Here is a 23,869-nt window from a genome sequence, read left to right as displayed (position 1 = left end):
CACCTCGTATCATACCAAGGGGGCATTTTTTATTCAATCCTCATTTTGCTTTATTACAGGAATGCTTTCTTATCTTTGAACAAAGGCGCAGAGCGCCTGTTTAGCAACGTAGCAACTGGAACGAAGCAACTGAGATAAAAGAATCATGCCACTAAAAACAGGGTATGCCAGCGCCTGATCGACAAGCCCGTGTTTAGTTGGCCTTCCTCTTTGCGACGAATCGATGTGGCCTTATCGTAGGTCTCATTTCTAAAGTCGCATCGCTGCTGGCTCATGCGCCGGACGGGACTAGTCGGTTTTTTCGCTATCTATAAGCACATCGTTTTATGCTTTCTTATCTTTTAAAAAAAAGGGGGAAGAATGTATGTCTGGTATATTAGTAGCTTTGATTGGTATGGTTGTTTTTGCGTTGGGATATAGATATTATTCGAAATTTGTAGCGGAGAAGATTTTTCGGTTAGACCCTCATTATCCCACGCCTGCTCATCGCTATAATGATGGGGTGGATTTTGTACCAACGAATAAATTTGTGTTATGGGGGCATCACTTTACATCTGTTGCCGGCGCGGCACCTATATTGGGACCTGCAATAGCCGTATATTGGGGCTGGCTGCCAGCATTTTTATGGGTTATTCTCGGCACTGTATTTGCTGCCGGGGTACATGATTTTGGAACACTGGTGTTATCCGTACGAAATAAAGGACAATCTGTTGGTACATTAGCTCACCGTCTCATAGGGCAACGGGCGAAAATTCTGTTTTTATTTATTATTCTAATTCTAGTACTTATGGTTAATGCTGTATTTGCTTGGGTGATATCCAACTTATTTATTTCTTATCCCGCAAGTGTACTACCAATCTTTATTCAAATTCCTTTAGCTATTTGGATTGGATATGCGGTGTATAAACGAAACATGAAGATGCTTGTACCTTCAGTTATAGCATTGGCTGTCATGTATCTTGCAGCGATATTATCTAGCAAGATTGAATGGATGCAAATAGACCTTGTTCAATGGATGGGAGGAGAAGGGAGTGCTGGGATATTTGGGTTAGGCGCTGTTTCCTCCGCATTCTTTATTTGGATTATTATCTTAATGGTTTATGTGTATATTGCTTCCACACTTCCGGTATGGAAATTGTTACAACCAAGAGATTTTATTAATTCACACCAGCTTGTCGTTGGTTTAGCAATTTTATACTTGGGATTAATCTTTATCAATCCAGACATGACGGCGCCAGTGACGAACCCTCATGCGGAAACTCCATGGCTCCCATTATTATTTATTACGATTGCTTGTGGAGCTATATCAGGCTTTCATGGGCTTGTTTCATCAGGCACGTCTTCCAAACAACTAGATAAGGAAACAGACGCCCGGTTTGTTGGTTATGCTGGAGCAGTTGGAGAAGGAATTTTAGCATTGGTATCGATCATTGCTGTAGCGACATTTTTTACCAGTACTGCTGATTTTTCAGCGGTTTATAGTAGTTTTGCAAATGCAAATGCTGACGGTTTGGGAACTTTTGTAGAAGGTGCTGCTGTACTAGCAGGAGGAATTGGAATTCCAGCTGATGTCGCGGTAACAATCGTTTCCATTATTGTTATTAGCTTTGCTGCAACTACCTTGGATACTTCTGTCCGGCTAATGCGCTATATCATTGCCGAATTAGGCAGCGAGTACAAATTGCCAACATTAACGAAAACCCATGTTGCGACATCAATTGCTGTTTTATCAAGTGCAGCACTCGTTTTACTTCCTGAAGGACCTAAAGGTTTTGGATCCGGAGGTTATCAACTATGGCCATTATTTGGGACAGCAAACCAATTATTAGCAGCGATTAGTCTAATGTTAATTGCTGTTTGGTTAAAGCGGCTGGGAAGAAATTATGCTGTTGTGATAATTCCAATGATATTTGTAATGGTGATGACACTATATGCCATGTTCCAGCAAGTGATGTTTGAATGGTCGTGGGTTGGAACAGAACCGAATACATTATTATTTGTACTCGGGGCAATCATTTTTGTTTTTGCTATTTGGATTATTATTACTGCGTTCTCCGTATTAAGTGGTAATACACAGCAAAGTATCGACGATTAATTTTTCATCGTTCAAAGGGGTAGGAAAGGAAAAGGGATCAAAAACAGCTGATCCCTTTTCCCTATCCTTTGCAGATACGAGTCAGTGGTAAATTTTAAACGAAAGGAGGAAAAACGCTATGTTGGAGCAAATTAAAAGGCTCATCCGTTATTACGAAGAAGTGATCAGCTTGCCACACCGCCAAGAGATTGCACGTGAGCTGAGACATGAGGATGACATTTTTCTGCTACTGCTTTATTCAGAAATGATCGGAATTCCGAATCCTGTCTATTATTATACACTCGAATTATATCCTTACATGCTGGAAAAATTTCACGATTGGCATCTGCGGATGGGGATGGAAAAGTCACCGTTATCTGGCATTCGTTGTTGCTAAAAAAGGAGTGTTCGAAGATGGAAGATATCCACAAAAAGATTGTATTTATCGGCGGAAAAGGAGGAGTAGGGAAGTCAACATCTGCAGCAGCACTTGCGTGGAGACGAGCTAGAGAAGGACGGAAAATATTGCTTGTTTCGACAGACCCTGCTCATAATTTAGGAGATATTTTCGAACAGAAAATCGGAGGGCGGATAAAAAAAGTGAGTACGCATTTAGATGTGATTGAAATCGATCCAGAACAGGAAACAACCGTTTACATCAACACTGTAAAGGAAAATATAAAAGGTATCGTACAACCTTCTATGACAGATGAGGTGAACCGCCAATTGGATACCGCCAAAGCCTCACCTGGAGCAGATGAAGCGGCGTTATTTAATAAGCTCATCTCTATTATTATTGAAGAACATCTCCATTATGATCAATGTATTGTTGATACAGCACCGACTGGTCATACGATTCGATTATTAACTTTACCAGAATTAATGGGGGTGTGGATAGACGGACTGTTGCAACGGAGAAAAAAAACGAATAAAAACTATACCCAATTGCTAAATGACGGAGAACCGATTGAAGATCCCATTTATGATGTGCTCAACGAAAGAAAAGAACGTTTTAGAAAAGCAAGAGAATTATTATTAAATAAAGACATAACCGGTTTTATTTTTGTAGTGAACCCAGAAAGTCTATCCATTACAGAAACCGACAAGGCAATCCGATTACTTGCCAAGCATCAGCTTTATGTGAAAACATTAATTATAAATAAATTACTACCCCAACAGGTGGAAGGGGATTTCTTTTTAAAGCGAAAACAAATGGAACAAGCCTATGTACAACAAATTAAAGAAAAGTTCAAAACACAACAAAAGTGGTATGTTCCTTTGTTCAATCATGATATTATGGATAAGAGACAGCTGGAAGCGTTTAGCGCATTTTTCTAAAGGGTAGTATTTAAAAAAAGGGTATACTTTAATATGTTGATTGTAGCTTGTCTCATTTATCCGCATATAATTGACAGTAGACCCAGCCTTTAAGCCCAGTAACCGTATAGCTAAGAGAATAAGAAGAGAATCGAACTACAAGTCAAAATCCTGATTTGCGCAGAGAAGTCTTTAGGTTATCGCCTCGTTTATTAACTATCTGTGAAATGAAAGTGGGGTCTATTGATTAGCTTTATTGGATTTGGATAGTAAATAGCCATCAGCTGATTGTAATTTTCTATAGCTTTTAGAAGCTAGGAAAAGAAGGGGGAATATGCAATGAAAGCTTTTGTACATGGAAATGGGAAATTAGAGGTGACTCAAATGGATGAGCTACAGCCTAAAGCGAATGAAGTGGTCGTTCGTTTGAAAATGGCTGGACTCAATCGTCGCGATCTATATATTCCTGAGCGTAGAAAAGGAATATATGAGCCACTGATTTTAGGATCAGATGGTGCAGGGGTTATTGAACAAGTTGGACAAGAAGTTAAAAATGTTGCTATTGGTGATGAGGTCATTATTAACCCCGCTTTAAGATGGTACGAAAATGCAGATGCGCCTCCAAAAGGTTTTGAAATATTGGGCATGCCGGATCACGGTACTTTTGCAGAGAAGATTACCATCGATTTTCAGCAAATTGAGAAAAAGCCTGCTCACTTAACGTGGGAAGAAGCAAGTGTACTTGCATTGTCTGGTTTAACTGCTTTTCGTGCATTGTTTACAAAGGGACAAGTAAAGGCGGGTGATACTGTATTTATTCCTGGAGCAGGTAGTGGTGTGGCAACGTATTTAATTCAATTTGCTAAAAATATTGGTGCACGAGTGATTGTCAGTTCCCGAAGTAAGGAGAAACTAAACAAAGCTCAATCGTTTGGTGCGGATAGAGGCATACTTCATGAAGACGATTGGAACCAAAAACTAGCTGATGAACAGATTGATTTGGTCATTGATAGTGTTGGAAGAGCTACTTTTCAACGCTCATTGGATGTGTTGAAAAAAGGCGGGAAAATCGTTGTGTTCGGGGCGACTACAGAAGATACTGTTCAATTAGATTTACGCGCCTTTTTCTATGGACAATATCAATTATTAGGGTCAACCATGGGGAGTAGACAAGAATTGAAAGCAATGCTCGCACATGTAGAACAATATCAAATGCATCCAGTGGTCGATACCACATTTAAATTAGATGATATCCAACAGGCGTTTTATTACTTACAAGAAAATAACCAATTTGGAAAAATTTCCATTGATGTATCTAAATAAAAGGAGGCTGGAACAAAAGGGTTTGTATCAAAGTAAATCCGGAACTATTTAGAAATAACCGTGATGCAAATACCCCCACTTTGGACATATACTTCGCTCATCTTAGGGGCCTTCTGTGAGCCTTCTCGTGCTAACGCACTATAAGTCTCACAGAGCCTTTTCCCGCTTTAGTCAAGGTATATTTCCAAAGCTATATGATTGCATCATTCGCTTTTAGAGTGAGTAGATGAGTTATGCCTAAGCCTAAGCAATATCTGTTTTTTCAATCCAATCTTTTCCTTCTAAATGTCTGGTCACAAGCATACTGGAAACTGTATCACCTGTAACGTTGACCATTGTAGCTGGCGGATCAACCACTACTCCGATGGCAGAAATAATTGGCAAAGCTTGCAATGGTAAACCATATAGTGTAATAATCATCATTTCTCCCATAAATCCCCCTCCCGGAATACCACTCATTACAATACCGGACAATAAACAGATACCAATTGCCGTCAAAAAGGTGTCAATTCCAGAAAAGTCCTGGTTAAATACACCGAACACAAAAGCAATTTTTAGCATTGCTGACAGACAAGATCCGTCCATATGAATGGTTGCTCCTAGAGGCATGATGGTTTCGCGAATATCTTTCGGCACACCAATTCGCTTTGCTGCTTGTAAATTCGCTGGTAATGAAGCAACACTACTTCCAGTCCCAAGCGATGTTGCAGCTGGGGCAAGAATGTTTTTCCAAAAACGGGAAACTCCGATTTTTCCACCAGCAATAAATGCATATAATGTAAATCCGATGACAAAGTATAATATAGATACAGGATAATAAATGATAACCGCTTTAGCATAGTCACCAATCAAATCAGCACCAAATTCTCCTACCAATGAGGCAAAGTAAGCCCCCAAACCGATAGGGGCATAGTACATAACAAGCTGAATAATTTTCATAAATACTTCAGCGCCACTTGTTAAAAACGAAGTAAATGGTTTTCCTTTTTCGCCAGTTAGTCCAGTTGCCACGCCAACTAATATAGAGAAGACAATAAGTGCGAGCATATTATTGCGTGAAAATAGATCCACAAAATCAGACACGGTAAACGTTTGGACTAGTTGTTCAGAGAGACTCATTTCTTCTTGCACTTCTTCAGGCTCTACAAGCGGTATATCCACCCCAGAACCTGGCTCGAAAATAATAGTAGCGATTAACATGAAAACGGCAGCGATAATACCAGTAACAACAAATACAGTTATCATGGAGCCCATAATTCTACCGAGGCGTTTCATACTGTCCATACTTGCTATAGCAGAAGAAATAGTAAAGAAAACGAGAGGGATAACAATCATAAATAGTAAATTGATAAATAAATCACCTAGTGGCTTAATAACCGTGGCATCTTTACCAAAAGAAAGCCCGATTATGGAACCAATTATAATTGAAATAAGTAATATAATCGGAAAGCGATACGCTTTTATTTTATCTTTCATATTAGTTTCATTCCTTTTCGTGTATAAAATAAGATAGCTACTCTATTTTACACGAAAAGCTGATAGAACAAAAGGTTGAACCCGGTTTATTTACTTTTTCGTCTCCTTTGTATAGGGATAGTTGAAACACCTGTCACCTATATTTTGTGGTGATTTCCTTCGTTACCTTGTTCATATATCTCGCATATAAGGTGTTGCTTCCTGCTTTGGGAGTTGGGTGAGTTGTACTATAACAAGTCTAAGCAGAAGATAACAGCTCTTAAATACCCTATTTCGTAGGAGGCCTTTAGCTTATACCCTTGGACTCCTAACGATTAGTGGGGATGAATGGAAAACCTCCCCTGAAGAAAGATGCACTTTATAAATAAGGCTGGATAAGCTGAATAGCATGTTTTAGTTTTTCACTGTTACGCTCATATAAAGCTTTACTTTGCTTGTTTTCTGTAGCTAAAGCGAATAATTCCAAGTCAGCCTGACATTTCTTCATATTTGCCAACAATAGTGCTTTTTCAGTCGGCTGTGGTACACTTATTTTGTCATCGTATAAATCAAGATATAATTGCCCGTTATTATCTGCTTGAGCAAGAAAAACGTTTTCAATACTGACATTTTGCTTATCTAGTTCTGTTTCCAACCAATTTTTATTTAAGGATAGATTCGCAAGTGATTCTAATAAAACTTCTCCATCCATTACAATCGTCTGGGGTTCCTTTTCTGAGGCTAATTTTAGCCCTAAGTCTTTGGCTGTTAAAGGTCGGTTCTCCTTCTTTGGAAGTACATTTAAGTTTCCGGATGGCTCAAGAACAGCAAATTCAACGTCAGATGCTAAAAATACGCCGTTATCCCTTAATTTACCGAGTAAATCATCCGCCGAATATCCTTCTTGTTTAAGGTTGTCTTCCATTATTTTACCATCTTGAATAAACACGGTGCTTTTACCATCTGTAAGATCGCGAAATCGTTTGCTTTTTAGCGATATATATTCAACAGCAAAGGGGATAATAAACCAAATAAACATCGATAGTAAAGCGTAAATGAAATTGCTATCAGGATCTATCGTATGTATGGCAACAATTCCACCCAAAACAATCCCTGTGATATATTCAAATATATTTAATTGTGATATTTGCTTTTTTCCTAACCATTTTGTCATGAAAAAAAGGATAATTAATAAAGAAAATGACCGGATGATGACTTCAATCCATTCTGGCATACGCAGTATCCTCTCTGAGCATTATTTATATTGGGGTTCTTCTTTGGATAAATGAATAACTTGTTGCCGCAAATCTTTTTTGACTTCGGTAATAATTCGTTCCACTTCCTTTAACTTAGTCTGTTGTTCCTGTTCATTTGTTTTAGCGGTTAAAATTTGCAAGGAGGCTTCCACACTTTTAATTGCGGAATAGCATCCTTTCACTTGTGCACCGATTGTCATATTCAACCTCCTTATCCTTTTGGCTTGAAAATAAGTGCGCCGATAACTCCGAAAATAATGGCAGCTGAGATTCCCGCACTGGTTACTTCAAACATTCCAGTCACCACTCCGACCAAGCCATGTGTTTCTGCTTCTGCCATAGCACCATGAACTAAGGAGTTACCGAAACTGGTAATAGGTACAGTTGCACCAGCGCCAGCAAAATCGATTAATGGCTCGTAAAGGCCAAACCCATCTAAAATGGCGCCGGAGACAACTAATATAGATAAAGTTTGTCCGGGATTTAATTTAAAGATATCGAATAATAATTGGCCAATGACACAAACCAGACCTCCAATTACAAAAGCCCAAAAAAAGATCATAAACTATCACTTCCCGTTTCAATTTTCAATGGATACTGCATGTGCGATGCACGGAATCGGATCATTTTGTTGTATACTCATTGGTGAATGAAGTGCACCAGTTGCTACAACTAGTATTCGTTTTAATTCCCCAGCTTTCATTCGATTGAGGAAGTGTCCATAAGTAACTACTGCTGAACACGCGGTTCCACTACCACCGGCTAATACAGGTTGTCCTTCACGGTATATGGCTAAACCACAATCTACATACTGCTCCTCTTTAATGGCTAACCCTCGTTCCGTAAGCAAATCATAAGAAACTTCTCGACCAATATGACCTAAATCACCTGTAATAATCAAGTCATAATAATCAGGGGATAGGTTTCGGTCTTTGAAATGCTTCTCAATTGTATCGACTGCTGCTGGTGCCATCGCTCCCCCCATATTGAAAGGATCAGTTATTCCCATCTCAATGACCTTTCCGATAGTTGCCGATGTAATAACAGGTCCTTGACCTTGTTGAGCAATGAGCGCACAACCTGCACCCGTTACGGTCCATTGAGCAGTAGGAGGTTTCTGCCCCCCGTATTCGGTAGGATAACGAAATTGTCGTTCAGCAGAAGCGTTATGGCTTGCCGTTCCACTTAAAATATAATTTGCTCCTTTATTGTTAATAATCATAGCTGCTAATGCTAAGCTTTCCATAGAAGTTGCACAAGCATTAAATAAACCAAAAAAAGGGATTCCCATTGTTTTGGCAGTAAAGTTTGTTGGCGTAATCTGATTAATTAAATCACCGCTGATAAAGAATTCCACTTGTTCTTTTTCAATGAAGCTTTTTTTAAGGGTGATTTGACAAGCTTCTTCCATTAATGTTTGTTGTGCTTTTTCAAAGGATGCCTGCCCAATCCACATATCTTCATGCAATAGGTCAAAATCCTCAGGAATATTACCATTTGCTTCGAATGGCCCACCAACTGTTCCGGTCGATACGATAACAGGTCGATTTGCAAATACCCACGTTTGATGTCCTTGAAGCATTATAATCCACCCCATTGGATTAATATCGTTTTAATTAATGCGACAACAAACGCTGCAAAAACACCGTAGACGATTACAGGACCAGCTAGCTTTAACATGTTCATACCGACACCTAGGATGAATCCTTCAGTCCGATGCTCAATTGCTGATGAAATGACAGCATTGCCAAATCCAGTTACAGGAACAGCAGATCCAGCCCCAGCGAATTGACCTATTCGATCATATACACCAAATCCAGTTAAAAGCATGGTTAGAAATATTAATGTAGCTACAGTTGGGTTCCCGGCTGTTTGCTCGGTAAAATGAAAAAAATACATATAAAAAGTAGAGATAAGCTGACCAATAAAGCAAATAAAACCACCAACAAAAAAAGCTTTTAGGCAATTTTTAAATACAGGTCTTTTTACTTCCCTTTGTTGTTGAAATGCTTGATACTCCTGAACGTCAGGAGGTGAATTTTTCTTTTTCTTATCTGCCATCTTATGCTCCCTCTTTCCCTATGTTTGTTCTTTAGAAAAATCAATAATCCGTTTTACTTCTTTTTTCAATTCTTTTTTACTATATTGTTTCTCTTCTAAATTTTTCTCTAGCTTTTCCATTTCCATAACAATTTTTTTGTCTGCTGATAATTCCACCATTAAATCTGGAAAAGCTTTCTGAAGTTTTTTGGTAAGTTGTTTCTTCATTTTTTGCAGCTTAAAACGTTGCATATGCTGTATTTCCATCGTTGCTAATAATTGCTTATCTGTATTGACAGCATAAATAGCAGTTATTTCGGAATGTTCGCTTAGCATATCCTTTGCTCTATTAGCAGGTGCTTGGTTAATAGGTTGCTTTGTTGAAACTTTTGATAAATTGATCTGTTCTTTTTCCTGTTTATCTGCAGGATTGAGCGTGTTATTGGCACCGCAACCGACAAGTACAAAAGAAAAAATACCAATTACTAGCCATTTATAAACATGCATCATTCCACCTACTTTTTAATCAAATAATTTAAGTTAGATTAGTTATGATTTAGACAAGCACATATAAAGAGGCTGTTTATGATGGTTTCAGCCTCTTTTGTCATTTAAAAACCTTTATATTGAGGCTCTTCTTGTTCGAGTTGCTGTATCCGCGGTTCAACGCTCTGTAGAATAGACATCGTTTGTTGTGCTGCATTTTCATAGAGCTGTTTTGCTTGTTTATTTTCTGTTTGTAATGCAAATTGTTCAAAGCTCGCTTGAGCACTCTTAAGGCCAGCGATTGTTTGCTTCACTTGACTTGATACAGTCATATAGATCCTCCTTCTCATTACCAATCATCATTAGTTAGAATGTGGAGTTTCAGTTTTAAATATGCAACAAAATTTTTCCTTATATATCCAAGGTGATGAGGAAATATGACAAAATTATACAAAAAATTCCCTTATAGCATAGTACAAAAATATCAAAGGATAAATGAAAGTGCGTGTTTACAAAGGGTAAGGAGGACCGAGGGCGGCTATGGTCTCAGGCATCATGGAAAAAGAAATTTCTGTGCGATGTATTTCTGTCGTAGCTTTCCTTGTTCTGTTGCAACGGGACATCAGCGCCTGAGTTCGAGGTGGCAAAGTTTCAAGCGGCTACTTGTGCTTGTTACTTATTTCTACGCCCGTTACAGGACGTGGGCGGTTTTAGGCTTCCCTATGCTCTACAGACACATGAGCTCAAGTATTAATTAGGCATCCTTGAAATACATTCTCACACAGGAAAAGGGGGAAAACCTTTTCCAAGAACGGAGAAACAAGCTAACGAAGAATTCGACCCTCTCAATAGGAAGGCACTTATCGAACGACCTCTTAAATGGAAAAGTGTCATTTGGAAGTAATAAACATAACAAGGAAGTAATTTCTTTGTTTGAAAATAATTAAAAAAATGAAACTTTATGAGGGAGTATTTCGTCATATATAGTAACTGGAATAACAGGAGGATGCTTGTGAACAAAAAAATATTCTTCGTTTTCGTTGTTGCTGGGGCGCTGTTTTTTGTCATTTTATATGGTGGCGTCGGTTATCGTAGTGTAAGTATTAAAGAGACTACCAAGTCAAAAGAAGTTGGTGATTTTATTTTACATATACATATTGCAAATGCGGATGAAGATAAAGGAATCAAAGTATTTAGCTCATTACAATATATTGGGGAGGAATCAGTAGAGTTGGAGCATCAGACTCCATTAGTTTCTGTCGCATTAGGGGATGAAGAACATGAATTTACAGAAAAAAAGGTTTTAAAGCAACTTAACAACGGAAATATTTATCATCCTACAGAAAGCAGCAAAGTTTTCCGTATTACAAAAAATTCGCCATGTGAATTGCATTTTAAGGCACAATTTAAGGTGAACGATGAAGAAATAGTTATTCAGCATACAGAAGAATTACAAGTACAATAGCCAGCATCTCCTAAAAGAAAAGGAGTGCTGGCTATTATGATTATTGCTTATTTACGTTTTTGTCATGTAAAAATGGACCTACATCCATGCGAATAGGAGTGGAAAATTTACGTATGATTTGTTTTGACCAGTTATCACTACGACTATTTTGTTTTCGTTCTTCATAGTATGCTTGTAATTTCTCATCGAATTTCTTGATAAAAGGAAGCTGTCGTTCAAATGGCTGGTAGTGGTTTTCATGATAAATGACTTCAAAAGGTAAGCGTGGCTTTTGTTCTGGCTTATGATCAGGATAACCAACTGCCATACCAAACAATGGAACGACCCGTTCTGGAAGCTGCAATATTTCGCTAACTTGACGGATATCATTTCGTAAGCTTCCTAAGTAACAAATACCCAAACCTAAATCCTCTGCAGCAGTGGCAGCGTTTTGAGATGCAAGTGCAGCATCTACAGTCATAACGATGAATTGTTCTGGCGAAGCTAAGCTCGCTTGCATCGCTTCTATTTCATCTGGTGTCCCTAATTGGGTTGCGCGGAATAAGTCACCGCAAAATACAAATAAATGGCCATTTTTTTGTACATAAGGTTGACCCGAAATAGTAGCAAGCTGCTCTTTAATACGTTCATCGGTAACTCCGATTATCGTATATGCCATTACATAACTAGAAGTGGAGGCCATTTGTGCAGCTTCGACAATTGTTTGAATTTGATCGTTTGTAAGTTTTTTATCTTTAAATTTTCGAATGGAACGATGTTGCATGATGGTTTGGATTGCTGAATGGGACATGTCGATTCTCCTTTACCCTATAATCTCCTTTATCATAAGTGGTTGAGTTTTCCATTGTCAACTGAACTAGCCTTTACAAAAAGAAAGTGATATCCATATACTTCCGTTTTTGATACACTAACGGTAGACGTGAAAAAGAATAGGTCTTGTTTAACATAGCAAAAATTGGGTTGTTTCTACGACAATACCTTCCGGCATAGATACGTAGAGTGATATATATTTAATTCAAAGGAGGATAAGTGGATGAAAACATTTAAATTAAAGCTATTAAATATTATGGAGGAGAAAAACGGGGAAATTATTCCCAATCATATTCCTTTATTAGATGGCTTGATTATTGACCGTGAAGATGAAAAAAATCAATGGACGGTGGAAGCATATACGGAAAAGTCTTTACAGCCCTATTTTGAAGAACTGCAAGCGACAAAATCAGAAATCTTGATTCAAGTGAAAATTTCAAAAGAAAGCAATGCTATGGCTACGTTTATCACCTCGATGATTGGAATTAATGAAATAGGAGCTAACATTAATATTTTATTTATAGGAAATATTGTCGATAAAAGAAAAGAAAATATTGAATCCTTATTAACGTCTCTTATTGATGAAGGTTTCCAAGGAAAGGAATTACTGGAGAAATTTAAGGAGTTAACGTAAAATTTTATTCGTTTTTTACTTTCCATGTACAACCATTAATAAGTCCCTATGGAAGGTAATTTCCAAAAACCTGTGTTTGGAACATGAAATGAAGGGAATTTTAATCCATGCGTTTTTCTCCATACGCATGGATTGTTCATACCACTAGGTGATGATCTAAAGATCTCTTTAAACATAATCTCATATTGGGCAACTGGTTTGATATCATCACTTATCGCTAGGTATTCACTTTAGGACAGATGGCAGCTTAACATGTAATGAGGCTATTCATTTTTTATTGTTCAATTACAAGCATTTTCAACTTCACATTGTTATAATATGGATAAGCTTGTTCATGAATAAGGATGTACAAAAGTTTGCTTAGTCGTGGTTGTTTTTTCATTATTAATAGACGTTTACACGTTTCACGATTTATTTTTATAGTACTTTTGTCATTTAAAGCTGTATCAAAAGCCATCGCATGTTGTTACACGAATAATTTTTGCTTATTGTTAAGCAACCTGCTATTGGTGTACGATTTATTCAACCTTCATTGTTTATTTTTAGTATATATAGGGGCTACTAAATTTGTTAGTTAATAAGGAGTAAATGGTTATGCATCATCAAAAGCCAATTGTTCGCTGGGCAAAACGCTTATCACCTGTCCAGATTTTATTATTGTTTTATTTTTTTGCTGTCTTATTTTCGACAGGGATTTTGTCCTTGCCAATCGCATACCAGGATGGTGTGGATCTCCCATTTATAGATGTGTTATTTACTGCTGTCAGTGCTTTAAGTGTGACTGGGTTAAGTTCAATATCGTTAGCAGATACATTAAGTACAACCGGGATTATCCTACTTGCTTCCATATTGCAACTTGGGGCTGTAGGCGTAATGGCGATTAGTACGTTTATTTGGTTATTACTCGGGAAGAAGATTGGTTTAAAAGAAAGACGCTTGATTATGGCAGATCAAAATCAATCCACGTTTGGTGGAATGGTACGTCTTATTAAGCAAATTGTGTATGTGTTGCTAACGATTGAATTGATCGGATTTCTTGTTTTAGGTACGTACTTTTTACAATACTTTGATTCGGCTAAAGAAGCATATTTACATGGGATGTTTGGAACAATTAGTGCCATATCCAATGGCGGATTTGATATTACTGGAAATTCATTAGTTCCGTTTAAAGATGATTATTTTGTCCAATTTATTAATATGTTGTTAATCATCTTTGGCGCAATTGGCTTTCCAGTGTTAATTGAAGTGAAGGAGTATTTATTTGCCGACTCCCATAAACGTAAATTCATCCGGTTTAGCTTGTTTACGAAAGTGACGACGAGCACATTTTTAGCTTTGATTATTATTGGGACCATTGGTATGTTCTTACTTGATATTGTCCACTTTTTTGCTGATAAATCTTGGCATGAAATTCTGTTCTACTCTCTATTTCAATCAGTTACGACTAGAAGCGGTGGATTGTCAACGATGGATGTCAGTTTGCTTTCGGAACCAAATCACTTATTTATGTCGCTATTAATGTTTATCGGGGCTTCACCAAGTAGTGCTGGTGGTGGGATTCGTACGACGACATTTATATTGGTTGTTATTTTTATTGCAACCTATGCCAGAGGAGGCAGGAGCATTCGGTTATTTAACCGCGAAGTGTACGATGAAGACTTATTAAAAGCTGTTACGGTCACGTTAATGGCTTTAATACTCGTTTTTACATCAATTATATTAATGTCAATTGTCGAACCATTTTCACTGACAGAAATTTTGTTTGAGGTGACATCAGCGTTTGGAACTGTTGGGCTTTCCTTAGGAATAACAGATCAATTGACTGCTTTTAGTAAGTTAATTTTGATGTTTTTAATGTTTATTGGAAGAGTAGGTATCATCACCTTTTTATTTATTTTCAGATCAAACAAACAAACTGGTAATTATCATTATCCAAAAGAAAAATTAATTATAGGGTAAATCAGTTAGGGGAGAATGGCATGCATGAACAAAAGGTAGTTTTCCCAATTACGCAACATGTGCTTGATCATCTGAACGAAGCAATCTTAATTACGAACCAACGTGGGGAAATTGTAGCAGGAAGTAAGGTAGCAGATGAAATCTTTGAAATTTCATCTGCTGTTGGTAAGCCGATAAATCGATTACTAGAACTTACATCATTGGAGGAATCCAAGCAGCTTACATGGCTAAAGCATGATCGTTATAAAATGATTGAAGTAACGGTGTTACCAGCAGATAGTCAAAATCAATACTACTATGTAAGACTCCAACTTGTTTCCAATCAAATGCAAGCAGTAAGACAACAACTCGATAATTTCGCAACCGCACAGTTTTCAGGAACGTTACTTTACGATAAAAGAAGTGGAAACATTATGGACTGTGATACTAATGGAGCTACCATGTTCCATTATTCCAAACAGCAGCTAATTTTTAAACCACTAAGTGAATTATTTACAAGTAAACTTCCAGACAATTTTTGGAGGGAACAGGAGAATAGAAAGCAAGTAATGCATGCGCATTCAGCTGTAACCAAAGAAGGGGAGCGCTTCTTTGTTGACATATTATACTTTGATCTAAGTACAGAGACAGGAGTTTGTTTATTAAAAGATGTAACGGAACAAGTGATAAACAAAAAGAGAATTGAGTACCTCGCCTACTATGACGAATTGACAGATTTGCCCAATCGTCATTATTTTGTGCACATTTTATCAGAAACAATTGAAAAGCTAAATCGTAAGAAAGACATTTTAGCAGTATACATAGTGGATTTGGATTACTTTAAAGAGGTAAATGATATACTTGGTTATGCCGTTGGTGACGAGTTAATTCGTCATAGTGCTCGTCGGTTAAAAAAATTTTTAGATGTAGATACGTTTGTAGCACGAATGGTCGGGGATAAGTTTATAATTATGCAATTTGGTCTGAGTAGCAAAAAAGAGGTAATGGAATTTGCAGAGCACCAAATTCAAACTTTTGAGGAACCCGTCATTATAAACGGATATGACATTTATACGACGGTAACTATTGGAGTTAGTCTGTTTCCTAATCATGGTACAACCGCCGAGGACTTAATCAAACATGCGAATTCTGCAATGTATGAAAGTAAAAATAATCATCGGAACAGTTATAAATTATTTGAAGCCGCGATTTCAGAAAAGTTTCAATCCACGATTACATTAGAAAGTGAACTTCGGCAAGCGATAAAACAGAAGCAACTAGAGCTTCATTACCAGCCACAGGTCGATTTCAACACAAATCAAATTATCGGAATGGAAGCATTGTTGCGGTGGAAACATCCAGAGAAAGGGTATATTGCCCCAGGCGAGTTTATTGGGATTGCAGAAAAAACAGGCTTAATTATAGAAATTGGTGAGTGGGTAATGTATGAAGCTTGCCGTCAAAATAAATTATGGCAAGATCAAGGTTATCAGCCAATAACAATAAGTGTAAATTTATCAGCTATCCAATTTCATCAAAAGGATTTCTTACAAAAAGTAAAACAAATTATACAAAAGACGGAACTATCACCAGCTTATTTAGAGTTAGAAATTACAGAGACAATGGCGATGACTAACGAGCAGACTGTCCTGCACACGTTGTGGGAGTTAAGAAAGTTAGGGATCCCTGTATCCATTGATGATTTTGGTACAGGTTACTCTTCTTTAAAATTGCTTAGTTTATTTCCAATTACTAAATTGAAAATTGACAAAATGTTTATGGAGCAAAGTGAAGAAAACCAAATGATCGTGAAATCAATTATTCATTTATGTCATTTATTGAAATTGAAAGTGGTAGCAGAAGGTGTAGAGACAGAAGAGCAGTTTGCTTTTTTAAAAGCGGAACAATGTGATCAACTCCAAGGTTACTATTTTAGTAAAGCCTTGCCAGCAAACCAGGCTCAGCAATTGTTAGTGAAGCGTTAACTTGAATAGCCAAAACGGGGAACGAAAAATTTTTAGGTATTGAAATTGTAAACAAAGCTAGATATACAAAGTCTAAAAGGTAGTATATTAGAACAATTGTAAAGAAGCAGCTTGTGCCATGGATTTGGCACAAGCTGTACTCTCTTTAATATCATTAACAGTAAAATGCAGCACCTACAATGATTAATAGAATAAAAAGCACTACAATTAGTGCGAAGTTGCTACCATATCCGTAACCATAACCATAACCACCGTAGCCCGGGTAACCACAGCCTCCGCCGTATCCGAATCCCATGATTTCACCTCCTAATAATCTTACAGTTATACCATATGCAATCAGGCAAGAAAAGTTTGGACGTTTATCCCATTTTTAATGAATTAGCATACGATCCAAAAGTATTGCATTCATACGGTGCTTCCTCTACTGGTGTTACATACTTAATGCCAGTAATGAAGATTCCTATTTTTTTCAAAAAGAGAAGGATGGCTTATTAAGTGCACCTTTCTACATGAAAAGTTATGTTTAAACGGTCTTACATATCGTTGATGAGTAAAAGATAAGAAACACGAAGAAAACAAGAGAAAACGTTAGTATATAGAGGGAGTATAAAATTAGGAGTGTGTATTACACATAAGCGAATAAGCCACGTCCGGCGCAAGCGTTCAGCAACGATTAGAAATATGCCCTACGATAAGACCTCATCGGCTCGTGGTTAAGAGAAAGGCCGACTAAAAATGGGCTTGCCGCTCAGGCGTCAGCATACTCCTGTTGCAGGAGCATGATTCCTAAAACTTTAGATTCGTTCCATTCGCTACGTTGCTAATCGGGTTTTTGCGCCTTTATTCTTCCGTTAGTCCTGTTTCTTTTGTTTTTCAGTTGAAATGCTAGAAATTTTCAGCTGATCATTTTCATATTTTGTGATAAACGTGTAAATATACGTTTCCTTCGATGGTTTTTCTTCATCTTCTGAGCGCTTTTCAATGGTTACGTTTAGTTTAGAATGAACATGATTTTCCTCTGTAATGGTACTTTGAGGCTTACTAAAAGTCACTTTTGTAAAATCAATATATTTATCCCGGAAATCTTTATACGAGGTTTTAGAAAGCATTTCGCTGGCTAATAGCGCGTATGCATTTACATAATCACGCAATTCGATGCTATCAAGGAAGTAAATGATTAAATATTCCGCATCTGCGGTTAATTTTTCCGGATCCTTTGTACTTATAAGGTCTGAAGTGCTAGCGAAGTCTAATTCTTCCGTTTGTGCTTCGTTAGTCCATGCTTCAATTTGTTCAATTACATCTTTTATCGGAATACTAAAACCAATTGTTCCATCTTTCGTACCTACAGAGTTGATTCCAACGACATTTCCGGTTGTACGGTCAATTAGAGGTCCGCCGCTATTTCCTTCTGCAATTTGCGCAGAGATTTGATAGGCATTGCTGTAATTAAAACCGTCTACTGAAAAGTTACGTTCTTGTCCAGAGATAATTCCTAAAGTAACCGTATTTTGAAATCCATGAGGACTACCTAATGCAATGACTTCATCTCCGACTTCAGGATATTTTTCTTTCTCTACATGCATAAATGGCCCAGCAAGCTGGGGAACACGGATAACAGCGATATCCGTATCTTCACCAACACCGACTACGGCAGCTGGGTAAATTTGTGCATCTGCTGTTCTTACATAGATAACATCTGCGTCTTTTATGACATGTGCATTGGTTATAATATCTCCTTGCTTATTATATAAAAATCCCGAACCTGTCATAGTGTTGTCTTCATTTTGCCCTTCGATTTGGATCACATTTTTTTCTGCTTCATGAATGATGGATTTTAAATCAAGCTCTTGGTTGCTTGTTGTAATTTGGTGTATAACAGGGTTACTGATGGACATATCTTCCTGCTTCCATTGCTGATACATATAACCCATTATAATAAAGCCCAGGATAAGGATAATGCCTGATAAGATCATGGGGATATGTTTACTTTTTATCACGTGATGTCACCTCCATTATAGAAAGCATTATTCTGGATACCAAGTTATGGTTTTCACTTCAACTTTTAACGCTTCGTTTTTATCGTTCATATCATAATGGGTAAATTCAAAATTCCCTGTTTCGTCTGGGTACAGTTCATCAGGGAAGACATATACTTCATTCGTTAAAATCTCTTCTCCTTTGTTCGTTTTAATTATATATTCCACCATGATCGAGTTAATGGGAATGGTTGCAACACTTTGAACTTGTCCTTTTACAACAAGATTTCCCTGATCATCGCTTGTAATCTCCATTTTTTTCAATTTAATAGCTTCAGACTCATTTAACTGCTGTTCTTTATTTGCTGTAGTCATTGCTTGTTCAATTCGATTTTGTTGTGCAGTTTCAAAAGTTACTTTTTCTTTATCGATGGTGGTTTGCAAGCTTAACAATTTTTCTGAATTTGGAGCGTATTTTAAACCATCTTTGACAATCACGTTTGCGTCGTTAAATTGATTATTTGTTAAATGCTTGCTAGCTTTGGTAAACACAAAATTTACGATTTGCTCGCGTATATTTGCCGATAGCTGTTCTGCTTCCGCAGTTTCGATGGAAGTAGCATCCCAAAGTAAAATTTTCAATTGATCGATGTCAGGTTTTTGTTGTAAGGCGTGCTTGAGTTTCTCTAATTTAATGGTGTTTCGTTCTTTTGTAATACGTTCAACCATCTGGTTAACAGCTTCGCCATTAAAATCTTGTAAATCCTTTTCCGATTGGTTCAAACTCTCTAAGGCTTGCGCATATTTTTTCTCTTTAAGCAATTGTTTCGATTCCTTTAATGTTGCTTCAATGGAAATGGCTTTATCCATAAACGCTAGTGAAGCTTCTGCATGCTGAAAATTATCCTTCCATTTAAGTGCATTTTGAAACAATGTTTGTGCTGCATAATAATCCTGAGTCAGCACTTTTTGCTCACCTTCTATATAGTATTCCTTCGCTTTTGCTGTACGAATTTCTAATGTTACATAAAAAACAACACATAAAAATAATAAGAAAGCGCTAGAAAGCAACGGAAGCCGCCATCGTGTAAAAAATTTCGGTTTGTTACGAAGGCGATTATATCTATCTTCTGGAAGGTGCTTACCGCATTTTATACAGTAGGTTTCTTCCTCTTTGGTCTGTACGCCGCAATAAGGGCAATAAAGCATAGCATCACCTGCTTACGAAAGTATGATTGCGAATTTTATCTAAATAGTGGTTGAGTTCGATTTAAGTGAAACCAGATTGGGTTATTTTATTTTATCATATTTTAACTTCCCTACGTGAATAAAAATTGATATGATATACTGGAGTTGTATCATTGGAAAAGCTACGATATATTGTTGTAGTAGGGGGAGGTAGGCTTTTAATACTTATTTACTTAGTAAAAAGTCTACTCAATTATTCTTCAAGGGGGTGTAACTGCTAGATGGAAATTACGTTTGCGGTTATTTGTTTTGCGATTTTATTATTGAATATTGGTTATTGTGTATTTGATAGTGAGAAATAGGCATAAGAGTGTGGTCAAAAAAGAATGAAGGTTGCGTTCACTCAATGGCTTAACGTTGAAAAAGCAGATCCTCATATGTTAGCAGTTGAACAGTAGGACTGGAGAAGGGGCATTTCACTTGGCTGTTGTGCATGTTATAACAGCTTCAGGTACGAGCCAGTGAAGAAATTCAAACATTCATTTAAACCGACCATCATTAGAAATAGGATAAGGCCAGACAACCATGTCTGGCCCTATCTCGTTAATGTCCATTGATCAAATGGAAAGATAACAAATTCTGATCGTCCAATAATTTCGTCTTCCTCAATATAGCCTAATCCATTTCGGCTATCTTTACTAATGGCTCGGTTATCTCCCATTACAAAATAACTTCCTTCAGGTACCTTTTCTGGACCATAATTACCAGATTGGCGCTGTGCATTTTCACTTAGAAATGTTTGATCATATCTATTTCCATTTATATATAAATTGCCATCGTTTATTTCAATTGTTTCACCTGGTAGCCCAATAACTCGTTTTACATAATTTTTATGAGGTTTTTCAATGATAACAATGTCTCCGCGCTCTGGCTCATCAAGAATATATATAATTTTATTGAAAATAACTCTTTCGCCGTTCTGAAGAGTGGGATCCATGCTTTCTCCATCTACAATGGAAGTTGCAAAAATAAATGTTTTTAAAAAGAAAGCAATTAAAACAGCAATAATGATTGCTTTTGCCCATTCTAACCATTCATTTTTCTTGTTTGATTTTGTCACCGAAGACATCCTTTCTCAAAAAACATTTCACTATTATAGTAGCATAGTGCTGATAACTAAGCGAGTGTAAAAGCCTAAGAGAATGTAGTTAACATAAAGGACCTAGACTACATACATTTACTGTTGGTTTATTCCGTAGATAAGGTGCTGTAAGGCTCCCCGCTTTAAGAGTTGGGTAAGGCTAAGGGGTAGTTAACAGCACCTGTGTCGTACGGAGCCGTTTTGGTTATACCATTTCGGTACTAACCCTCTGCGGGGGATGAATGAAAATCCCAGCAGATGGAAGAGCCACTTTATTCAAGTTCATTCCTAACAAATGTTAGCTATTGTGCTTTATTTTCGTACTAACTTTTTTATTCAGCGCTGTTAAGTCAAATTTTTAAAAAGAATAATGAGTTTATTAATTAAATCAATCGTGTATCCCGTACGAACCGGTAGTAAGATCTGCTCTCTTATCCGAATCAGTTAACTCCAGAAGGAAAAGCCGGGGATTTAACTACAAGTTAGATGTATGATTCTGTCCTCAAACCATAAGGGTATGCTCGTTGGGTACTAGCGAGCAATGGAGAATGAAGGCCCTCCCTACAATTGAAGTTTCAATTTTGTTAACGTATTGTTTAACTTCTCCATTCCATTCTGGTCTATTCTTGCATGTTTAACTATACAGCGAAAAAGCTTGTCATTTTCTGTCAAGCTATGCTACATTTAATGAAAGCTGTAATAGCTGCACCATTCCATATATAAGTAGTTTCTGGATTTGGTTAATCCATATCTCATATATGAAATAAAGATAATTCCCGCTCCTTTATGGGTTTTCCGTAGGCTATTTGTACTATTTGTTTTTACTTAAACAAACTTTTTTAAGGATAAGGCACCGTTATTTTGCCACCTAAAAGTTTAGACCAAGGAGGTAACTCTTTAGCTATAATGAAAACGACCGATGATCTATTAAAACGCATTGAATATTTACGACAAAGAATGACTGAAGTCGCCTTGGAAAAGGGATTTACTAATTTAGAAGTCATCGAACTAAGCCAGGAATTAGATCAACTCTTAAATTTATATGAAACCCAAAAGCGTTTAGAGAAAACTAAATATTAATTTAATGGATTTTGCTGCATATATTCTTCTAAACGATCCAATCCCAAGTCTAGTGTACGCTTATCATAGGCATAAGACAATCGCATGTATCCTTCTCCTAATTTTGAGAAACTATCTCCAGGTACTAAAGCAAGCCGCGCTTTCTGAACCAGATCCAGTCCAAACGTAAAAGAAGTCATTTCTTGAAGTGGAAAATATGGGAACATATAAAACGCCCCATTTGGTTTCGGACAATGTAAACCAATTTTTTGCAATCGATCGTACACAAAATTCCTTCGCTCATGATAAGCTACTTGCATTTTTTTGGTATCATCTACCCCAGCGGTTAGAGCTTCTAATGCAGCATATTGGCTGATGGAAGATGCACAAGATACATTGTATTGATGTACTTTTAGCATTTCTCTAGAAAGCCAATCTGGAGCAAGTGTGTAACCAATTCGAAATCCTGTCATGGAATGTGACTTGGATACTCCATTAATTACAATTGTCCTCTCTTTCATACTAGGGAAGCTAGCGATGGAAGTATGTGTTTGATCATAAATAAGCTGGCTATAAATTTCATCAGCTAACACAAATAACTGCTTCTCCTGTAATACATTTGTGAACGAAGCCAACTCTTCTTTGGAAAAGGACATTCCAGTGGGGTTGGAAGGGTAAGGGAGAACGACACATTTTGTTTTTGGTGTAATATGTTTCTCCAATGTTTCTTTCGTTAATTTCAAATTTGTCTTGGTTGTATCCATATGAATAGGTTTGGCACCAGCCAAACGAATTAAAGGTTCATAACCAGGATATATTGGTGCTGGAAGCAGCACCTCATCGCCAGGGCTTAAAATGGTTCGAAAAGCAACATCAATCGCTTGAGAAGCACCTGTTGTTACTATAATCTCCTTTTCAGGAGAGTATGACACTTCATAGTTTGTTTCATAAAATTGTGAAATAGCTTTACGCAATGGTAGAATACCGGCATTATGCGTATAGGTTGTTTGATTGGACATCAGCGCCCGAATAGCCGCTTGCTTAATATGTTCAGGTGTATGAAAATCTGGTTGACCAATAGTTAATGATATAACGTCCTCTTCATCTGCAACCATATTAAAGAATTTACGAATGCCTGATATTTCTATTGCTTGTACATGTTTATTCAATAAGTGCTGCATAACATAACCTCCAACAGTAAAATTGATATAATTGTTAAAAAATATTTAAAAATATGTGATTTAGTCTCGAAAAATATAAGGTATACTTATAGTATAAGATAAAAGGAGTGTATCATATGAGACCAAAAACGTTAAATTTTGAGCAATTAGTTAAAAAAAACAAACAAGAATTGCTTGAAGATGAGCATAGTATAACACGAATTGAAAAGAAGTTAGAAAAGAAACAAATGGAGCTTGTACAAAAAAAGCAAGAAAGATAAGGTTATAGATAGAAAACGCGACCAACTAAATATGTTATAGTTTTAATTTTCAGACTGTTGCTTCTGTTTTCTTTTTTGAAACAGAAGCAGAGTCTTTTTAATATAAGAAATTACACTAGCGTTGCATAAACTTTTTATTTCAAAGTCAAGCGAAAATATCTTGTTCCAAAATTACGAATAATGGGAGTTTTCACTACAAACATCCATAAAAAAACCTTATAATAAGGGAATGGTAGTCCTGTCCAAATCCCAAATTATAAGGAGTTATCATGGACAAT

23 protein-coding genes and 1 pseudogene are annotated in these 23,869 nt (G+C 37.0%); 10 read left to right on the top strand and 14 right to left on the bottom strand.

The features are described from left to right. Window positions 1-364 precede the first annotated feature (364 nt). The 4 genes from D1839_RS18420 (at window position 365) to D1839_RS18405 (ending at window position 4,714) form a co-directional block, all read left to right on the top strand. Window positions 365-2,095, top strand: coding sequence for a carbon starvation CstA family protein (locus D1839_RS18420; protein ID WP_120381238.1), 1,731 nt, complete (start codon window positions 365-367; stop codon window positions 2,093-2,095). A gap of 118 nt (window positions 2,096-2,213) precedes the next feature. Further along, complete coding sequence (locus tag D1839_RS18415; RefSeq protein WP_120381237.1) at window positions 2,214-2,471, top strand: cory-CC-star protein; 258 nt, start codon at window positions 2,214-2,216, stop codon at window positions 2,469-2,471. A gap of 17 nt (window positions 2,472-2,488) precedes the next feature. Further along, window positions 2,489-3,412 carry an ArsA family ATPase gene (locus D1839_RS18410; RefSeq protein ID WP_120381236.1) on the top strand — a complete coding sequence of 308 codons (924 nt, stop codon included), beginning with the start codon at window positions 2,489-2,491 and terminating at the stop codon, window positions 3,410-3,412. A 318-nt stretch (window positions 3,413-3,730) separates the two neighbouring features. Continuing rightward, the gene (locus D1839_RS18405) at window positions 3,731-4,714 is read left to right on the top strand and encodes a zinc-binding dehydrogenase (protein ID WP_120381235.1); all 984 of its coding nucleotides are present in this window, start codon (window positions 3,731-3,733) and stop codon (window positions 4,712-4,714) included. Between the two features lie 243 nt (window positions 4,715-4,957). Here D1839_RS18405 and D1839_RS18400 read toward each other — a convergent pair whose 3' ends face one another. The 8 genes from D1839_RS18400 to D1839_RS18365 form a co-directional block, all read right to left on the bottom strand. After that, entirely contained in the window at window positions 4,958-6,190 is a 1,233-nt protein-coding gene (locus D1839_RS18400; RefSeq protein ID WP_120381234.1) for a dicarboxylate/amino acid:cation symporter, read from the bottom strand. 358 nt (window positions 6,191-6,548) lie between these two features. Next, complete coding sequence (locus D1839_RS18395) at window positions 6,549-7,403, bottom strand: DUF421 domain-containing protein (protein WP_120381233.1); 855 nt, start codon at window positions 7,401-7,403, stop codon at window positions 6,549-6,551. A gap of 21 nt (window positions 7,404-7,424) precedes the next feature. Continuing rightward, window positions 7,425-7,625: a hypothetical protein gene (locus tag D1839_RS18390; protein ID WP_120381232.1), complete on the bottom strand. Its 201-nt coding sequence runs from the start codon at window positions 7,623-7,625 to the stop codon at window positions 7,425-7,427. An 11-nt stretch (window positions 7,626-7,636) separates the two neighbouring features. Then, window positions 7,637-7,987 carry a stage V sporulation protein AE gene (spoVAE, locus tag D1839_RS18385; RefSeq protein WP_120381231.1) on the bottom strand — a complete coding sequence of 117 codons (351 nt, stop codon included), beginning with the start codon at window positions 7,985-7,987 and terminating at the stop codon, window positions 7,637-7,639. Between the two features lie 18 nt (window positions 7,988-8,005). After that, window positions 8,006-9,007: a stage V sporulation protein AD gene (spoVAD, locus tag D1839_RS18380; RefSeq protein ID WP_120381230.1), complete on the bottom strand. Its 1,002-nt coding sequence runs from the start codon at window positions 9,005-9,007 to the stop codon at window positions 8,006-8,008. Then, on the bottom strand, window positions 9,007-9,486 hold the full coding sequence (gene spoVAC, locus D1839_RS18375; protein WP_120381229.1) for a stage V sporulation protein AC: 480 nt from the start codon (window positions 9,484-9,486) through the stop codon (window positions 9,007-9,009). The genes spoVAD and spoVAC overlap by 1 nt, the downstream gene beginning before the upstream one ends. A gap of 18 nt (window positions 9,487-9,504) precedes the next feature. Further along, on the bottom strand, window positions 9,505-9,972 hold the full coding sequence (locus D1839_RS18370) for a hypothetical protein (protein ID WP_120381228.1): 468 nt from the start codon (window positions 9,970-9,972) through the stop codon (window positions 9,505-9,507). A 104-nt stretch (window positions 9,973-10,076) separates the two neighbouring features. Beyond that, window positions 10,077-10,283 carry a DUF1657 domain-containing protein gene (locus D1839_RS18365; protein ID WP_050352574.1) on the bottom strand — a complete coding sequence of 69 codons (207 nt, stop codon included), beginning with the start codon at window positions 10,281-10,283 and terminating at the stop codon, window positions 10,077-10,079. A gap of 680 nt (window positions 10,284-10,963) precedes the next feature. On the opposite strand from D1839_RS18365, the gene D1839_RS18360 reads away from it, so the two are divergent. After that, window positions 10,964-11,416 (top strand): hypothetical protein, encoded by a 453-nt coding sequence (locus D1839_RS18360; protein WP_120381227.1) that lies wholly within the window; start codon window positions 10,964-10,966, stop codon window positions 11,414-11,416. 40 nt (window positions 11,417-11,456) lie between these two features. On the opposite strand, the gene nfsA is transcribed toward D1839_RS18360, so the two are convergent. Then, window positions 11,457-12,206 carry an oxygen-insensitive NADPH nitroreductase gene (nfsA, locus tag D1839_RS18355; protein WP_120381226.1) on the bottom strand — a complete coding sequence of 250 codons (750 nt, stop codon included), beginning with the start codon at window positions 12,204-12,206 and terminating at the stop codon, window positions 11,457-11,459. Window positions 12,207-12,449: 243 nt separating this feature from the next. Between nfsA and D1839_RS18350 the strand changes: the two genes are divergently transcribed. The 3 genes from D1839_RS18350 (at window position 12,450) to D1839_RS18340 (ending at window position 16,783) form a co-directional block, all read left to right on the top strand. Then, the gene (locus tag D1839_RS18350) at window positions 12,450-12,860 is read left to right on the top strand and encodes a YwpF family protein (protein ID WP_120381225.1); all 411 of its coding nucleotides are present in this window, start codon (window positions 12,450-12,452) and stop codon (window positions 12,858-12,860) included. Window positions 12,861-13,454: 594 nt separating this feature from the next. Continuing rightward, window positions 13,455-14,819, top strand: a complete 1,365-nt coding sequence (locus tag D1839_RS18345; protein ID WP_120381224.1) for a TrkH family potassium uptake protein — start codon at window positions 13,455-13,457, stop codon at window positions 14,817-14,819. A 20-nt stretch (window positions 14,820-14,839) separates the two neighbouring features. Next, entirely contained in the window at window positions 14,840-16,783 is a 1,944-nt protein-coding gene (locus tag D1839_RS18340; RefSeq protein WP_120381223.1) for a sensor domain-containing protein, read from the top strand. Window positions 16,784-16,937: 154 nt separating this feature from the next. Here D1839_RS18340 and D1839_RS20965 read toward each other — a convergent pair. The 4 genes and pseudogenes from D1839_RS20965 to lepB form a co-directional block, all read right to left on the bottom strand. Next, window positions 16,938-17,021: pseudogene (locus D1839_RS20965) on the bottom strand (YjcZ family sporulation protein); the annotation flags it as partial. 613 nt (window positions 17,022-17,634) lie between these two features. Then, window positions 17,635-18,783: a S1C family serine protease gene (locus tag D1839_RS18330; protein ID WP_199690406.1), complete on the bottom strand. Its 1,149-nt coding sequence runs from the start codon at window positions 18,781-18,783 to the stop codon at window positions 17,635-17,637. Between the two features lie 27 nt (window positions 18,784-18,810). Beyond that, a complete protein-coding gene (locus D1839_RS18325; RefSeq protein WP_120381221.1) occupies window positions 18,811-19,971 on the bottom strand; it encodes a zinc ribbon domain-containing protein in 1,161 nt (386 codons plus the stop codon). 574 nt (window positions 19,972-20,545) lie between these two features. After that, window positions 20,546-21,070, bottom strand: a complete 525-nt coding sequence (lepB, locus tag D1839_RS18320; protein WP_286164854.1) for a signal peptidase I — start codon at window positions 21,068-21,070, stop codon at window positions 20,546-20,548. 927 nt (window positions 21,071-21,997) lie between these two features. On the opposite strand from lepB, the gene D1839_RS21460 reads away from it, so the two are divergent. Further along, window positions 21,998-22,171, top strand: a complete 174-nt coding sequence (locus D1839_RS21460; protein ID WP_120381219.1) for an aspartyl-phosphate phosphatase Spo0E family protein — start codon at window positions 21,998-22,000, stop codon at window positions 22,169-22,171. Here the strand turns inward: D1839_RS21460 and D1839_RS18310 are convergent. Then, on the bottom strand, window positions 22,168-23,331 hold the full coding sequence (locus D1839_RS18310; protein WP_120381218.1) for an aminotransferase A: 1,164 nt from the start codon (window positions 23,329-23,331) through the stop codon (window positions 22,168-22,170). The genes D1839_RS21460 and D1839_RS18310 overlap by 4 nt on opposite strands. A gap of 116 nt (window positions 23,332-23,447) precedes the next feature. On the opposite strand from D1839_RS18310, the gene D1839_RS18305 reads away from it, so the two are divergent. Next, window positions 23,448-23,591 carry an FbpB family small basic protein gene (locus D1839_RS18305; protein ID WP_120381217.1) on the top strand — a complete coding sequence of 48 codons (144 nt, stop codon included), beginning with the start codon at window positions 23,448-23,450 and terminating at the stop codon, window positions 23,589-23,591. Window positions 23,592-23,869 lie beyond the last annotated feature (278 nt).

Source organism: Roseburia sp. 1XD42-34 (assembly GCF_009917385.1).
Classification (GTDB): domain Bacteria; phylum Bacillota; class Bacilli; order Bacillales; family Amphibacillaceae; genus Virgibacillus.
Note: the sequence above shows the minus strand (reverse complement) of the source record. Positions and strands in the feature narration are given on the sequence as shown.

Excerpts from the sequence above, each read along its gene's own strand:
- D1839_RS18420 (WP_120381238.1), top strand. The coding sequence starts at position 365 with ATGTCTGGTATATTAGTAGCTTTGATTGGTATGGTTGTTTTTGCGTTG.
- D1839_RS18415 (WP_120381237.1), top strand. The coding sequence starts at position 2,214 with ATGTTGGAGCAAATTAAAAGGCTCATCCGTTATTACGAAGAAGTGATC.
- D1839_RS18410 (WP_120381236.1), top strand. The coding sequence starts at position 2,489 with ATGGAAGATATCCACAAAAAGATTGTATTTATCGGCGGAAAAGGAGGA.
- D1839_RS18405 (WP_120381235.1), top strand. The coding sequence starts at position 3,731 with ATGAAAGCTTTTGTACATGGAAATGGGAAATTAGAGGTGACTCAAATG.
- D1839_RS18400 (WP_120381234.1), bottom strand. The coding sequence starts at position 6,190 with ATGAAAGATAAAATAAAAGCGTATCGCTTTCCGATTATATTACTTATT.
- D1839_RS18395 (WP_120381233.1), bottom strand. The coding sequence starts at position 7,403 with ATGCCAGAATGGATTGAAGTCATCATCCGGTCATTTTCTTTATTAATT.
- D1839_RS18390 (WP_120381232.1), bottom strand. The coding sequence starts at position 7,625 with ATGACAATCGGTGCACAAGTGAAAGGATGCTATTCCGCAATTAAAAGT.
- spoVAE (WP_120381231.1), bottom strand. The coding sequence starts at position 7,987 with ATGATCTTTTTTTGGGCTTTTGTAATTGGAGGTCTGGTTTGTGTCATT.
- spoVAD (WP_120381230.1), bottom strand. The coding sequence starts at position 9,007 with ATGCTTCAAGGACATCAAACGTGGGTATTTGCAAATCGACCTGTTATC.
- spoVAC (WP_120381229.1), bottom strand. The coding sequence starts at position 9,486 with ATGGCAGATAAGAAAAAGAAAAATTCACCTCCTGACGTTCAGGAGTAT.
- D1839_RS18370 (WP_120381228.1), bottom strand. The coding sequence starts at position 9,972 with ATGCATGTTTATAAATGGCTAGTAATTGGTATTTTTTCTTTTGTACTT.
- D1839_RS18365 (WP_050352574.1), bottom strand. The coding sequence starts at position 10,283 with ATGACTGTATCAAGTCAAGTGAAGCAAACAATCGCTGGCCTTAAGAGT.
- nfsA (WP_120381226.1), bottom strand. The coding sequence starts at position 12,206 with ATGTCCCATTCAGCAATCCAAACCATCATGCAACATCGTTCCATTCGA.
- D1839_RS18350 (WP_120381225.1), top strand. The coding sequence starts at position 12,450 with ATGAAAACATTTAAATTAAAGCTATTAAATATTATGGAGGAGAAAAAC.
- D1839_RS18345 (WP_120381224.1), top strand. The coding sequence starts at position 13,455 with ATGCATCATCAAAAGCCAATTGTTCGCTGGGCAAAACGCTTATCACCT.
- D1839_RS18340 (WP_120381223.1), top strand. The coding sequence starts at position 14,840 with ATGCATGAACAAAAGGTAGTTTTCCCAATTACGCAACATGTGCTTGAT.
- D1839_RS18325 (WP_120381221.1), bottom strand. The coding sequence starts at position 19,971 with ATGCTTTATTGCCCTTATTGCGGCGTACAGACCAAAGAGGAAGAAACC.
- D1839_RS21460 (WP_120381219.1), top strand. The coding sequence starts at position 21,998 with ATGAAAACGACCGATGATCTATTAAAACGCATTGAATATTTACGACAA.
- D1839_RS18310 (WP_120381218.1), bottom strand. The coding sequence starts at position 23,331 with ATGCAGCACTTATTGAATAAACATGTACAAGCAATAGAAATATCAGGC.
- D1839_RS18305 (WP_120381217.1), top strand. The coding sequence starts at position 23,448 with ATGAGACCAAAAACGTTAAATTTTGAGCAATTAGTTAAAAAAAACAAA.